Source organism: Mucilaginibacter sp. 22184, from assembly GCF_052045695.1.
Classification (GTDB): Bacteria; Bacteroidota; Bacteroidia; order Sphingobacteriales; family Sphingobacteriaceae; genus Mucilaginibacter.
The window spans coordinates 1-12,280 of sequence record NZ_JBQEPI010000012.1 but is presented as its reverse complement, the minus strand read 5'-3'; the positions used below and the strand labels follow the sequence as shown (position 1 = coordinate 12,280).

Genomic DNA, 12,280 nt, shown 5'->3' with positions numbered 1-12,280 from the left:
TTACTGTATTAATAGTTTTTTATATTCTGGTAATATTTGTTTGAATTCTTGTATAACCTGCTCCAGGCTGTGTTCAGAATGCCCACCTGCCGCGTTGCGGTGTCCGCCGCCGCTAAAATACTTTTTACATATTTCATTTGCAGGAAATTCGCCCTTGGAGCGTAAAGAAAGTTTAACCCTGTCGCGCCGCTCTACAATAAACGCAGCCAGGCGTATGCTGGCCATGGATAAGGCATAGTTTACTATACCCTCGGTATCGCCGGTATCTACTTCGTATTTTTCCAGATCGGCTTTGTTTACCGCGATAATAGCAGTATTGTACTCTGGCAGTACTTCCAGGCAATTGGCCAGGCAATGCCCCAGGAACCGGAGTCTGTTTTCGGATGCGCTGTTATAAACCAACTCATGTATACGCCAGTTAACCGCGCCCGCGTCAATTAGGTCGGCTACTATACGGTGTACAGTTGAGGTGGTATTTGGTAACCTGAACGATGCCGAATCGGTCATGATACCTGTATATAAACAGGTAGCTACATCTTTATTAACCAGTCCGGGATGCTGCAGTTCATTTACAATAAAATCATAAATAAGCTGAGCAGTAGCACAGGCATTGATGTTCCAGTGGCGGTAGTCGTCAAAATCCTCGGGTTCCAGGTGATGGTCGATCATGATTTTGTAAGCACTGCTTGCACCTACCAGTTCGCCCATTTGATTAATCCTGCTTAATGCATTAAAATCAAGGCAAAATATGATATCAGCATCTGCAATGAGTGTCGCAGACTGCTCCAACTGTTCGGTATAAATAATAACCTCTTCGTTACCAGGCATCCAGCTCAAAAAATTAGGGTAATCGGTAGGCGTGATCACTTTGGCATGGTGGCCTTGTTGTATCAGATAATTATATAGCCCTAACGACGAGCCCATCGCATCACCATCAGGTTTATGATGGGTAGTGATCACTATTTTTTGAGGCTGTGCTAAAAGTTTTTTAAGCGAAGCTAAGTCTAACATCAATTTTAAAAAAGAGTTGCAAAGCTAAATAAATAAATTAAATACAAACCATCTAATTTAATTCAAAACACTTTATGTTACAGATGTAAAAACCTATTTTTGCGCCAATTTTAAAAAGCAAAAATGCAACTCATGGTATCAAGTAATTAGTATCAAGTATCAAGACAGTTTCTAAAAGCGGCATTAATAGTTTGCAGAAAATCTTGATACTTGATACTAACTACTTGATACTAATTAATTAAAACAAATAATTTCAATGAAAACCAACAGAACTTTTACCATGATTAAGCCTGATGCGGTAGCAAACGGCCACATTGGTGCGATTATAGACAAGATCACGAAGAGCGGCTTTAAGATCATCGCTCTTAAATATACCTCACTGAGCCCGGAGAAAGCTGGTCAGTTTTATGAAGTGCATAAAGAACGTCCTTTTTATAGCGCACTGGTTAACTTCATGTCATCTGGCCCTATCGTAGCTGCTATTTTAGAAAAAGATAACGCTATCGAAGATTTCCGTAAATTGATTGGTGTCACCGATCCGGCTAAAGCAGAAGAAGGAACTATCCGCAACCTGTTCGCCAAATCAATCGACGCGAATGCTGTTCACGGGTCTGACTCTGATGAGAATGCCGATATAGAAGGCAACTTTTTCTTTTCGGCTTTCGAAAGATTTTAACTTTTAGGTAACTTACCGGTGTAATTCGGTTAATTACGCCGGTAAATGTTATTTTTTTGTTTGCTTTTGGTATATGTTTTGTAGATTTACCTTACAGGGTTATTATTTTCTTTACCCTTAATTATTAACCCTGGTAATTTTTAAAGCTATACTGTATGAAACTATTTCTGAAATGTATCATATACCTGTTGCTCGTTGTGTGCCTGGCAGCAGCTTCTATTTTGTTATATAAAGCCCACCCCGAGGTTCAGCTGGCTTTTATCATTCCGGGTATATTCATTTTTGCTTACTCCATGATCAATGATGATATTGGTGTAAAACACAAATTTCGTTTTTCTAAAGAAAAATAACTTCTTCAACCAATATCCCGTTCGCTTTTTCATTTATCTTATCCATGATCTGGGCACGCATCATCATGAGCTCATTTTTGATCACCGACGATTCGATGCGCAAAAACAATTTTTTATCGCGGATAAATAATTCTTTGGTACGATTAGCCACAGGCTTACCCACCAATTCGGGCCAGGCGGCCACAACAGCAGTTTCGTCAAAGCGTCGTTTAATTTTATAAACGTTCAGCATTTGGTCTATGGCCTCTTTTAACGATTTATCATTAGCTTTACGCATCAATTGCCCCTCCTGTTACTTTAAATAGTTTTACCTCGACGTTTATTTTATTGAAAATATCCTGCACCCTGTTTACGCTGGTGTCAGTAATAAACACTTGCCCAAAATCATTATTGGATACCATTTTCATCAGCTTGGTAACGCGCTCATCATCCAGCTTATCAAAAATATCATCCAGCAACAATAAGGGTTTAAATCCTTTTTGCTGATACAAAAATGTATACTGCGCCAGTTTAAGCGCTATTAAAAATGATTTTTGCTGTCCCTGCGATCCAAATTTTTTCATTGACATACCATGTATGCCGAATTGCAGATCGTCTTTATGTATGCCTGTAGTGGTACGTTCAAGTGCCCGGTCGCGTTCCACATTCTTTTTTAGCAAAGCCGTAAAATCGTCCTGCAACAGTTGTGATTCATAAACCAGGTCAACATGCTCGGCTCCGTCACTTAAAAAACCGTAATGACTGTTAAAAATAGCGGTAAAGCTTTCCATAAAAGCTTTACGCCTTTCAAATATACGGTTGCCTGAATTCGCCAGCTGTTCATCAAGCACCTCTAATAAGCTGGGGTCATACCGGCCGGTATCGGCAATCAATTTCAGCAGCGCGTTACGGTTAACCAATACCTTATTATAAGTGATCAGCTCATCCAGGTAATGATTATCGGTTTGGGATATCACGTTATCAATAAACTTACGGCGTTCCTCGCTGCCTTCGGTAATAATGCTGGTATCATAGGGCGAGATCATGACCAAGGGCAGCAATCCGATATGATCGGCCAGTCGCTGATAATCTTTTTTGTTGCGTTTAAACTGCTTTTTTTGATTCCGTTTAACAGAACAGGCCACTGCTTCGGCTCGCTCGTTTTTGTTGAATATTCCCGTAATGATAAAAAAGTCCTCGTCCTGTTTTATTTGCTGACTGTCGATAGGGTTAAAATAACTTTTACATAACGACAGGTAATGAATAGCATCCAACAGGTTGGTTTTGCCGGCACCGTTGTTACCGGTAAAGGCATTCACCCCCGCGCTAAACACAAGCTCGGCCTCCTGGTAATTTTTAAAATTGATAACTGACAGTTGCTGCAAATACATAATGGGGAGGCAAAGTTAGGGAATTAGTTCATTAGTTCACTTGTATCATGAGTTCATTAGTTTGCCTAAATTGGATTTTATTTTCATAGCCGGTTAATACAAATCCATGTCTTTTTATACCATCAAAACCAATGAATTGATGAACAAGTGAACTAATAAACCACTCCCATAAAGATTTAATACAAAAGCTATTGCCAGAAATTTTGAAAACTGTAACTTTGCACACTTAATTTTAGAACAACAATGTCAAAAACCCAGGCGAACACCAAAGCTGCAGCACCAGAAAGTAATTTAGGGCAAAGCGGAAATTTCGTGCGCGAGAATCAAAAAAGCCTATTATTTATAGGTGGGGCCATCATTGCCCTTATTGCTATTTATCTTTTATATCTGAAATTATATTTGGGCCCTCGCGAGATTCAGGCCGCCGATCAGATGCATGTTGCGCAGGATTTTTGGGCTAAAAAAGATTGGGACAAAGCTATTAAAGGCGATGCCAGCTACCCGGGTTTTGAAAAAATCATTACCGATTACAGCAACACCAAAGCTGCTAACCTGGCTTATTTTTACTTAGGTACCGCTTATTTGAACAAAGGCGAATACCGCAAAGCTATTGATAACCTGAACAACTATCGCGGCGACGACAGCATGGTAGCTGCCGAAGCTTTGGGTAGTACAGGCGATGCTTATGTAGAGTTGAAAGACTATGATAAAGCGGCTTCGTCATTTAATAAAGCTGTTGATAAAGCTAAAAACAAGTTCTTATCGCCACTTTACTTAAAGAAACTGGGCTTGGTTTATGAAGAACAAAAAGACAATAAATCAGCAACTGAGGCTTACAAAAGAATAAAATCAGAATATCCTGAAAGCGCGGAAGCACAAAATATTGACGAGTATATAGCTCGCGCCGAAGCGAAACTTTAATTTGTTAAAAGTTGTAAGGCTTAAAGGTTGTAAGGTTATGGGAACTAAATCTCTGTAATTTTACAACCTTTAATCGTTTAAAAGGGTAACACCTCAACTTTAAAACATTTCAACATTTTAACTTTACAACAAAATGGCTACACAGCTTAAAAACCTATCAGATTTTTCAAATACCGAAATACCATCAGCACAACCATACCGCTTTGGCATTGTTGTAGCTGAATGGAATGCCGAGATCACCAATGCACTTTACCAGGGCGCTTATCAAAGCCTGGTAAATAATGGCGCCCTGCCCGAAAACATTGTTGTATACCCGGTACCCGGCAGTTTTGAGCTTACTTCGGGTGCAGATCTGTTGTTGAAAAAAGGTGGCCTGGAAGCAGTAATATGCCTGGGTTGTGTGATACAGGGCGAAACCCGCCATTTTGATTTTATTTGCGATGCTGTGGCAAATGGGGTAAGTAATGTTGCCATAAAATATTCAAAACCTGTTATATTTGGTGTACTAACCACCGATAACCAGCAACAGGCTATTGACCGTGCCGGTGGTAAACATGGTAACAAAGGCGACGAGGCTGCCATTACCGCTATAAAAATGGCGCACCTTGCTGAAACCTTAAAAGGCTGATCAACGTAAAACCGATATCAATTAATACGATGAAAAAAATTATTTACATAGCGTTTATAGCCCTGGTGGTTGGTTGCACAATCTCATCATGCTCCAACAAATTATGCCCGGCTTATGGTTCGTATCCAAAAAGCGGTCGTTAACAGGTAATTGTCATTTTTTATTTTCGCTTAAAGCTACAGGGAGTTTTTTGTGTTATTTTGTAAGTTAGTTTTACTTATAGCACTGTACACTATATCATTATCTTTATGAATTGGATTTCGTTGGAGTCGGCAGATCAATTGAATAGCATTAAACAACACCAGGGTTACAGCCTGATATTTAAACATAGCACCCGCTGTTCGATCAGCATGATGGCAAAAAAACGTTTTGAATTGGATTGGGAAGATCTTCCCGAAGATATGCCCCTTTATTTCTTAGATCTGATTACTTACCGCGACCTGTCAAAACAGGTAGCCGACATTTTTCAGGTACATCACGAATCGCCTCAGTTATTGCTGATCAAAGATGGCGAATGCGTGCTTGATCAATCACACGGTCAGATCTCGGTTGACGAAGCACTATCGGTTTTAAATTAGCATTTTCTTAGTATACACAGCCACGCGTCATTGCGAGGAGGAACGACGTGGACAACCGACCAGAGGGAGCTCATTAATACCGATAAAAAAACAATCAAAAAATTAATAATCCCCGATAAGCAGAGCCACTCTGTATAGTTGGGGATTGCCACGCTACGCTCGCAATGACGTGATGATAATAATGAGGCGTATTTTATCTTGTTTCCCTATTCTTGCCCCTTGCTTCTGCATATCTATTATAATTTATTCGTAAAACTTGCATTGTAGCCCACAATGGGTTATTTGGTTTTTAACTACATTTGTACCATGATTGAATTACCGGTAGTTCCAGCTGTTAACCAACAACCTCAACGTAAGCCTGATTGGCTGAGGGTTAAACTTCCTATTGGAAAAGAGTATACGCATGTACGCAGTTTGGTTGATGAACATAAGCTGCATACCATTTGCGAAAGTGGCAATTGCCCCAATATGGGCGAGTGCTGGGGAGCTGGTACAGCCACCTTCATGATACTGGGTAATATTTGCACCCGCTCTTGCTCGTTTTGCGCGGTAGCCACTGGCAGGCCGCTGGCTGTTGATATAGATGAGCCTAACCGTGTAGCTACTTCGGTAAAACTGATGCAGGTAAAACACTGTGTAATCACTTCTGTTGACCGTGACGATCTGAAAGATGGTGGATCCATTATCTGGGCCGAAACCATTAACGCCATACGCCGCGAAAGCCCTGATACTACATTAGAAACTTTATTGCCCGATTTCAGGGGTAACTGGGATAATCTGGCACGTGTGCTGGAAACTCGTCCGGAGGTAGTATCTCATAATCTGGAAACCGTGCGCCGTTTGACCAAAGAGGTACGCATCCAGGCTAAGTATGATCGTAGCCTTGAAGCTTTAAAACATGTATCAGAAGCTGGTTTACGCACCAAATCGGGCATTATGCTGGGTTTAGGCGAAACCGAGGATGATATTTTAGAAGCTATGGACGATTTGCTGGCCGCAGGTGTACATATACTTACTTTAGGCCAATACTTGCAGCCTACCCGTAACCACCACCCGGTAATTGACTGGATCCATCCGGATCAGTTTGCCCGGTTAAAACAATTTGGATTAGATAAAGGTTTTAAATACGTAGAGAGTGGCCCATTGGTACGCTCATCTTATCATGCAGAAAAACATCTGTTTGATATATGATAATTCCTTTATATATTCACGCTGTTGAGTAAGAAACATAAAATATCACTAACCGAAGAGCAATTAGTTTTTTCATTGAGAAATCATGAAAAAATTGCTATTGAGGCTTTGTATGATATGTATTCTGCTTCACTGTTCGGTGTAATTTCACGTATCGTTATTGATACCGCCATTGCCGAAGATGTTTTACAGGAAACTTTTGTAAAAATCTGGCACTCCTTCTCCAGTTATAGCACAGAAAAAGGCCGCTTATTTACCTGGATGGTAAATATTGCGCGCAATTTGGCTATAGATAAGATCAGATCAAAAGATTTTAAGAATCAGAACAAAAACCAGGAACTTGAAAATACCGTAAATTCTATTGACGAACAAAACAATACAGTTTATAAGCCTGAGTTGATGGGTGTTAAAGATTTGGTTGAGACATTAAGGCCTGAACAAAAATCAATAATCGATCTGGTGTATTTTAAAGGTTACACACATGTGGAAGCTGCCGATGAATTAGGCGTTCCGCTGGGTACCATAAAAACACGGTTGCGAATGGGTATCCAGCAACTCAGAAAACATTTTAATTGAAGTAGTGGAAGATATAAGAGCATATATTGAATCAGGAATACTTGAACTTTACGTTCTGGGGGATGTAAGCCCCGACGAAAGGTTACAAGTAGAAGAGATGGCACAAAAGCATCCTGCCGTGAAAGCGGAACTGGATGAAATTGAGCGCTCCCTGGAAGCATATGCTCTGAAAAACGCCGTTGAACCATCAGAAAACTTACGCGACCGTGTAATGGGCAGCATTCTCACCAATTTTGGCGACGATAACAATTTTCCCGAAAAGCCACACCCGGTTAATCACAAAGTAGTTGAGTTAACTGCCCGTAAGGAAACTAATTTTTATAAATATGCCTTCGCGGCCAGCTTAGCCTTGTTAATAGCCAGCACCGTTGCTTTGGTACGTGTTTACTCGCGCCTACAGCAATCCAACAACCAACTGGAAGCTATACAATTGCAAAATCAACACTTTAGTAATCGTGTAAACTTAATGGACAGGGAGTTGGGGATATTCCGCGACCCGTCGTTCAAATTATTAAAATTACAGGGAACTGCTAAAACTCCGGCCTCGGTTGTAACGGTTGCCTTTAGCGCAGCCAGGAAAAAAGTAATGATTGATATGGGTAATATCAAACTGCCCGAGAATGATAAAGATCACCAATATCAACTTTGGGCATTAGTTGGCGGAAAACCTGTTGACCTTGGTGTTTTTGACGCCAAAAATGATTCGACCGGTATGAAGGAGATGAAGCCAATAGCACTTGCAGATGCCTTTGCCATAACTCTGGAACCAAAAGGCGGCAGCGTTAATCCAACCATGGATCAGATGGTGGTTTTGGGTAAATTCTGATCCACCTTATCCTCTTCAATTTTCTTATTTATATCATATTACAGTCTCCGGGAGTCATCCCCCATTCCAATTAGTTTTAACAATTTTTAACATAATTTATACCCTATTTAAGTCATTTTAGGTTATTTTTGCAAATAAACCAGTACCTTATCATGTTATTTAACAATTATTTAACCGAATTCTAAACGAAATATTTGTTTTTTTGTAACTATTGGGGTACTTAGTGCGTCTTATGTGTAGTTAGATTAAAAAACCTGATGAATATCATGAATCTAACCCTATAAATTTGAGTATTTAGTTCTTTATAAGATCAGTTAATAGTTAATCAAAAACGGTTGTATCAATACTTGCAACCGTTTTTTTTATGCCATTAATTTGGCCATGGTAAGCGGCAATTGGGTTATGAGCTTGCCTGGTAAAACCACACTTAACCTATTGGGTAAAGCCAATTCATCACCGGCTTTGCCGTGTATATAGATACCAATAAGACAAGCTTGCAGCGGTGTGTATTTTTGTGCCAGCAATGCGGCAATTATTCCCGTCAACACATCGCCCATACCGCCCGACGCCATAGCTGCATTCCCCGACGAATTAAAGTAAGCCCGGCCCTCGGGAGATAAGGTTATGGTGTAATCGTTTTTTAAAATGATGTGGATATTTAGTTTTTTAGCCTGCTCCATACCTGTTTGCAAGCGTTGCCACCAGTTTTTATGTTCGCCAAACAGGCGGTCAAACTCTTTCATGTGGGGTGTTAAAATACTCCCGGCTGGTAATTTTTTTAATAAGTCAGGATGTTCAGCCAGTAAATTAAGGGCATCGGCATCAACAACGATGGGCTTTTTATGATTTTTGATCAATGCCGATAATAACACAAAAGCATCATCATCCTTACCCAAGCCTGGGCCGATAGCTATCGAACTAAATTTATCCCATTCAATTCCGGGCAACTCACTCTCATTACGCACAATGGCCATGATTTCGGGCTGATAGCTATTCAGCGCGGTAAGGCCACTCTCGGGCACGCAGGCTGTTGTAAGTCCCGCTCCGGCATGAGCAGCCGCCGAAGCGCTGAGCAAAGCCGCTCCCATGGTTTTGGCTTTCCCGGCAATGATGAGCGTATGCCCATAAGTACCTTTGTTGCTAAAATGCCGGCGTGGCTTGAGCCAGATCTTTACATCCTTTTCTTCCACAAACCGGTAACTCGAGTTGATGGATTGCACATACTTTTCGTTGATACCAATATTTACCGCCTCCCAGCAATGGATATAGGGTGCCGATTCGGGCAACAAAAAATTGATTCTTGGTTGCTGAAAAGTGATTACCAGGTCGGCTTCAATAGCTGTGGAATCCAACTGTATCTCTCCGTCGCAAAAAAGTCCTGTGGGTACATCAACCGCTACAACAGTTTTTTTGAGGGCATTGAGGTGTTTCACCAGGCGTTCATAGTCACCGGTAAGGGGTTTGTTGAGGCCGCTGCCTAAAAGCGCGTCGATAATGATCGAGCTGTTTTCATCGGGTAGCTCATCACCCTTATTTATTTCGCTTACCGGGATATCAATTTGTTTTAAGCGCTCCAGGTTAATATCAAAATCGGCAGTGGTTTTATCGCTGTAACGAATAATCCTTACTGTTAGTTTTTTATACTGATGCTGATGCAGTATACGCGCAATGGCCAACCCATCGCCGCCGTTATTACCGGTACCGCAATAAAAGCTGATGGTTTGTTTTTTATCCGGAAAATGATTGATAAACCAGCCCACAAAGGCCTTGGAGGCTCGCTCCATCAGATCAACGGACGAGATAGGCTCATGAGCTATGGTGTAGGCATCAGCCTGGCGTATTTGTTCGGCAATTAGTAATGGTAGCATATTATTCTAAAGTAAGGAATAATATGTTTTGTTTTTGTAAAAGCAGATAGCTTATTCGATTGGGTTACAAACCTTTTACTATGTTCAAAAACTCATCGGCAGAAATAATTTTCACAGAAGGAAAATCAAGGTTTTTAACGATATTAAAGTGTACGTCGTTGGTTACGAGATAATCAGCATTAGCAGCTACAGCAATGTCAAAAAATTTGTTATCATCAGGGTCCTGCTCTATTAAATTCCAGGAATAATAAACTTGTTGATATATTACCTGGGGTGCTTCAACAAAGATATCCACTACAATTTCAGCTACACCAGGAGCTGAATATCGTTGTAATATCTCCTCATATTCGTATATTAATTCCTCGGCAACTATCAGGTTATATTTTTCAGCTATAAATGTATCCCAAATTGGTCTGTGGCGACTTCTTTTTCCAATCGCAACCAGAAGTATATTGGAATCAAGTACAACTTTCATTAATATTTTTTGGCGCGGCACAATTTTCATTAATGCTTTTTGGAGGGGCCACGAAAATGTGATTTACTTAGCTCATCATAACTTTGCTCTGTAATATTCTCTTTATTTTCCCAGTCGTCCACAGTTTGGTCCAATCGCCTTGACAATAATTTCACGGCCAAACGCCTGATCTCCGCAAAGTCAGCTTCTGGCAGAGGCTTTTTTAGCAGTCTCAACATCAACACTTGTTGCTCATTTAAAGCATCTGACGATAATTCCTTTACTCCCATAATTCAAATATAACGAATTCATTAGTGATAATTTGATTTACAAGTCTACCCCGCAAAGCTAAACTTACCCATCAGCACCGCTGGATTATTACCAATGGTCATAGGCTCACCACACAAAGCCTCGTTACCCAGCAGGGCAAATAGGATAGCTTCTTTAGCATCGGGGTCAATCCCCAGGCTGCCCGTATCGGCAATAAGGGTATCGGCCAGCGCCTGTTTCAGATAGTTTACTACAAATGGGTTTCTGGCACCGCCACCGCTTATAAATATATGCAGGTCATTCGCTTCAATATTTGTACGGATAAAATGCTCAATGGCCACCGCGGTAAACATGCTTAAGGTACTTACCAGGTCCTCATTTTTTATGTGCTCCGTACCCGTGCGCAACTGCGCCTGTTCCACATAAGCCAATCCAAACAATTCCGGACCGGTTGTTTTTGGGAGAGCTTCTTCAAAAAAAGCATGGTTAAGCAATGCCCTGAGCAGATCCTCATTTACCTTACCACTATAGGCAATAGCCGAATCCTGGTCATAGGCCTTATTAAAATACTTACGGCATGCAGCATCGATCAGCGTATTTCCCGGACCGATATCGGTGCACAAGATCTGACTGGTATCGCCATCGGCAGGCAGATAAGTAAGGTTAGCGATACCGCCAATATTGAGCAATATGCGGCTCTCGCCCGGTTTACTACCCAGCAGCACATCTCCATATAAAGCTAATGGCGCCCCCTCACCACCGGCCGCGATATGCTTCTGCCTGAAATCGCTGATGGTTAATATCCCGGTTTTTACCGCAAGATGGTCGCCATCGCCAATTTGCAGGGTGGCATTCGGGTAATTGGCCCGGTGATGCAGCCGCTGCGGTGCATGGTAGATGGTTTGTCCGTGACTGGCTATAAAATCAACGGCGGTAGTATCTATACCCCAACCTGCTAAAGCTTCCAAAACCAGTTCGCCATGATAATTGCCAATGAAAGCATTCAGTAAAGTTACCTGTTCCAGATCGGCCGTTTTTCGGGCAAATACCTGCTGTACCTCGTCCTTAAAACTTTGCGAATAGGGTATGGTAATAAATTGCAACAGTTTAAATTGGGTTTGCAGACCGCTACCGGTAAAACTGCACAAGGCAATATCGAGTCCGTCAAGCGACGTTCCAGACATTAAACCGATACCCGTTTTTTTATCTTTTTGGGCGATAGTAAACAGCTGTTGCAGGTTTTGATTGAACGGTAACATGGCATTAAATTACAATTTGTTGCCGGGCTTTGCAAAAGTTAAATGAATAAGAGATCTTATCCAAAGGACAGGGACTTTACACAAACGTTTGCGAATTAAAGTAAGAGAAATTAATGCCCTCACTACCTAAATATCTGATATATTTGTTTTGAAACAAGCATATAAACTTATAAATACTGATACATGGCCCGATTAAATTTATTGGAAGAGACCCGGTACGAGAAGCTACCGGTAAGCGTTTATGGCAGTCAACAGGAAGCCTCACTGGCAGTAGCCGCCCGCATTGCAGCCCTGATCCGTGA

At 41.2% G+C, this 12,280-nt stretch carries 15 protein-coding genes and 1 pseudogene; 9 read left to right on the top strand and 7 right to left on the bottom strand.

The features are described from left to right. Window positions 1-1,011: a DHH family phosphoesterase gene (locus tag ACTJKG_RS23880; RefSeq protein ID WP_440740588.1), complete on the bottom strand. Its 1,011-nt coding sequence runs from the start codon at window positions 1,009-1,011 to the stop codon at window positions 1-3. A gap of 256 nt (window positions 1,012-1,267) precedes the next feature. Between ACTJKG_RS23880 and ACTJKG_RS23875 the strand changes: the two genes are divergently transcribed. Continuing rightward, on the top strand, window positions 1,268-1,687 hold the full coding sequence (locus ACTJKG_RS23875) for a nucleoside-diphosphate kinase (protein ID WP_440740587.1): 420 nt from the start codon (window positions 1,268-1,270) through the stop codon (window positions 1,685-1,687). 155 nt (window positions 1,688-1,842) lie between these two features. Further along, window positions 1,843-2,037: a hypothetical protein gene (locus ACTJKG_RS23870; protein ID WP_172337836.1), complete on the top strand. Its 195-nt coding sequence runs from the start codon at window positions 1,843-1,845 to the stop codon at window positions 2,035-2,037. Here ACTJKG_RS23870 and ACTJKG_RS23865 read toward each other — a convergent pair. Both ACTJKG_RS23865 and recF read right to left on the bottom strand, forming a co-directional pair. Then, window positions 2,024-2,314: a DUF721 domain-containing protein gene (locus ACTJKG_RS23865; RefSeq protein ID WP_172337837.1), complete on the bottom strand. Its 291-nt coding sequence runs from the start codon at window positions 2,312-2,314 to the stop codon at window positions 2,024-2,026. The genes ACTJKG_RS23870 and ACTJKG_RS23865 overlap by 14 nt on opposite strands. Continuing rightward, window positions 2,307-3,407: a DNA replication/repair protein RecF gene (gene recF / locus ACTJKG_RS23860; protein ID WP_172337838.1), complete on the bottom strand. Its 1,101-nt coding sequence runs from the start codon at window positions 3,405-3,407 to the stop codon at window positions 2,307-2,309. Before recF ends, ACTJKG_RS23865 begins: the two co-directional genes overlap by 8 nt. A 243-nt stretch (window positions 3,408-3,650) precedes the next feature. On the opposite strand from recF, the gene ACTJKG_RS23855 reads away from it, so the two are divergent. The 6 genes from ACTJKG_RS23855 (at window position 3,651) to ACTJKG_RS23830 (ending at window position 8,127) form a co-directional block, all read left to right on the top strand. Further along, a complete protein-coding gene (locus tag ACTJKG_RS23855) occupies window positions 3,651-4,328 on the top strand; it encodes a tetratricopeptide repeat protein (protein ID WP_172337839.1) in 678 nt (225 codons plus the stop codon). Window positions 4,329-4,461: 133 nt separating this feature from the next. After that, window positions 4,462-4,956: a 6,7-dimethyl-8-ribityllumazine synthase gene (gene ribH, locus ACTJKG_RS23850; RefSeq protein WP_172337840.1), complete on the top strand. Its 495-nt coding sequence runs from the start codon at window positions 4,462-4,464 to the stop codon at window positions 4,954-4,956. 248 nt (window positions 4,957-5,204) lie between these two features. Next, a complete protein-coding gene (ytxJ, locus tag ACTJKG_RS23845; protein ID WP_172337841.1) occupies window positions 5,205-5,534 on the top strand; it encodes a bacillithiol system redox-active protein YtxJ in 330 nt (109 codons plus the stop codon). 306 nt (window positions 5,535-5,840) lie between these two features. Continuing rightward, entirely contained in the window at window positions 5,841-6,725 is an 885-nt protein-coding gene (lipA, locus tag ACTJKG_RS23840; RefSeq protein WP_172337842.1) for a lipoyl synthase, read from the top strand. Window positions 6,726-6,749: 24 nt separating this feature from the next. Beyond that, window positions 6,750-7,301, top strand: coding sequence for an RNA polymerase sigma factor (locus ACTJKG_RS23835; protein WP_172337843.1), 552 nt, complete (start codon window positions 6,750-6,752; stop codon window positions 7,299-7,301). A 4-nt stretch (window positions 7,302-7,305) separates the two neighbouring features. Further along, window positions 7,306-8,127, top strand: a complete 822-nt coding sequence (locus tag ACTJKG_RS23830) for an anti-sigma factor (RefSeq protein WP_172337844.1) — start codon at window positions 7,306-7,308, stop codon at window positions 8,125-8,127. Between the two features lie 362 nt (window positions 8,128-8,489). Here the strand turns inward: ACTJKG_RS23830 and ACTJKG_RS23825 are convergent, their stop codons facing one another. From ACTJKG_RS23825 to ACTJKG_RS23810, 4 genes are all read right to left on the bottom strand, one after another. After that, entirely contained in the window at window positions 8,490-9,995 is a 1,506-nt protein-coding gene (locus ACTJKG_RS23825; protein WP_172337845.1) for an NAD(P)H-hydrate dehydratase, read from the bottom strand. A gap of 64 nt (window positions 9,996-10,059) precedes the next feature. Further along, complete coding sequence (locus ACTJKG_RS23820; RefSeq protein ID WP_440740586.1) at window positions 10,060-10,500, bottom strand: putative toxin-antitoxin system toxin component, PIN family; 441 nt, start codon at window positions 10,498-10,500, stop codon at window positions 10,060-10,062. Further along, window positions 10,500-10,739: a hypothetical protein gene (locus ACTJKG_RS23815; protein WP_172337847.1), complete on the bottom strand. Its 240-nt coding sequence runs from the start codon at window positions 10,737-10,739 to the stop codon at window positions 10,500-10,502. Before ACTJKG_RS23815 ends, ACTJKG_RS23820 begins: the two co-directional genes overlap by 1 nt. A gap of 45 nt (window positions 10,740-10,784) precedes the next feature. Continuing rightward, a complete protein-coding gene (locus ACTJKG_RS23810; RefSeq protein WP_172337848.1) occupies window positions 10,785-11,978 on the bottom strand; it encodes an anhydro-N-acetylmuramic acid kinase in 1,194 nt (397 codons plus the stop codon). A 183-nt stretch (window positions 11,979-12,161) separates the two neighbouring features. Between ACTJKG_RS23810 and ACTJKG_RS23805 the strand changes: the two are divergent. Further along, window positions 12,162-12,280, top strand: a pseudogene (locus ACTJKG_RS23805) (glucosamine-6-phosphate deaminase); the annotation flags it as partial.

Bases quoted from the DNA above. Each gene is read 5' to 3' on its own strand.
- ACTJKG_RS23825 (WP_172337845.1), bottom strand. From the start codon at position 9,995: ATGCTACCATTACTAATTGCCGAACAAATACGCCAGGCTGATGCCTAC.
- ACTJKG_RS23810 (WP_172337848.1), bottom strand. From the start codon at position 11,978: ATGTTACCGTTCAATCAAAACCTGCAACAGCTGTTTACTATCGCCCAA.
- ribH (WP_172337840.1), top strand. From the start codon at position 4,462: ATGGCTACACAGCTTAAAAACCTATCAGATTTTTCAAATACCGAAATA.
- ACTJKG_RS23875 (WP_440740587.1), top strand. From the start codon at position 1,268: ATGAAAACCAACAGAACTTTTACCATGATTAAGCCTGATGCGGTAGCA.
- ACTJKG_RS23855 (WP_172337839.1), top strand. From the start codon at position 3,651: ATGTCAAAAACCCAGGCGAACACCAAAGCTGCAGCACCAGAAAGTAAT.
- ACTJKG_RS23815 (WP_172337847.1), bottom strand. From the start codon at position 10,739: ATGGGAGTAAAGGAATTATCGTCAGATGCTTTAAATGAGCAACAAGTG.
- ACTJKG_RS23865 (WP_172337837.1), bottom strand. From the start codon at position 2,314: ATGCGTAAAGCTAATGATAAATCGTTAAAAGAGGCCATAGACCAAATG.
- ACTJKG_RS23880 (WP_440740588.1), bottom strand. From the start codon at position 1,011: ATGTTAGACTTAGCTTCGCTTAAAAAACTTTTAGCACAGCCTCAAAAA.
- recF (WP_172337838.1), bottom strand. From the start codon at position 3,407: ATGTATTTGCAGCAACTGTCAGTTATCAATTTTAAAAATTACCAGGAG.
- lipA (WP_172337842.1), top strand. From the start codon at position 5,841: ATGATTGAATTACCGGTAGTTCCAGCTGTTAACCAACAACCTCAACGT.
- ACTJKG_RS23820 (WP_440740586.1), bottom strand. From the start codon at position 10,500: ATGAAAATTGTGCCGCGCCAAAAAATATTAATGAAAGTTGTACTTGAT.
- ACTJKG_RS23870 (WP_172337836.1), top strand. From the start codon at position 1,843: ATGAAACTATTTCTGAAATGTATCATATACCTGTTGCTCGTTGTGTGC.
- ytxJ (WP_172337841.1), top strand. From the start codon at position 5,205: ATGAATTGGATTTCGTTGGAGTCGGCAGATCAATTGAATAGCATTAAA.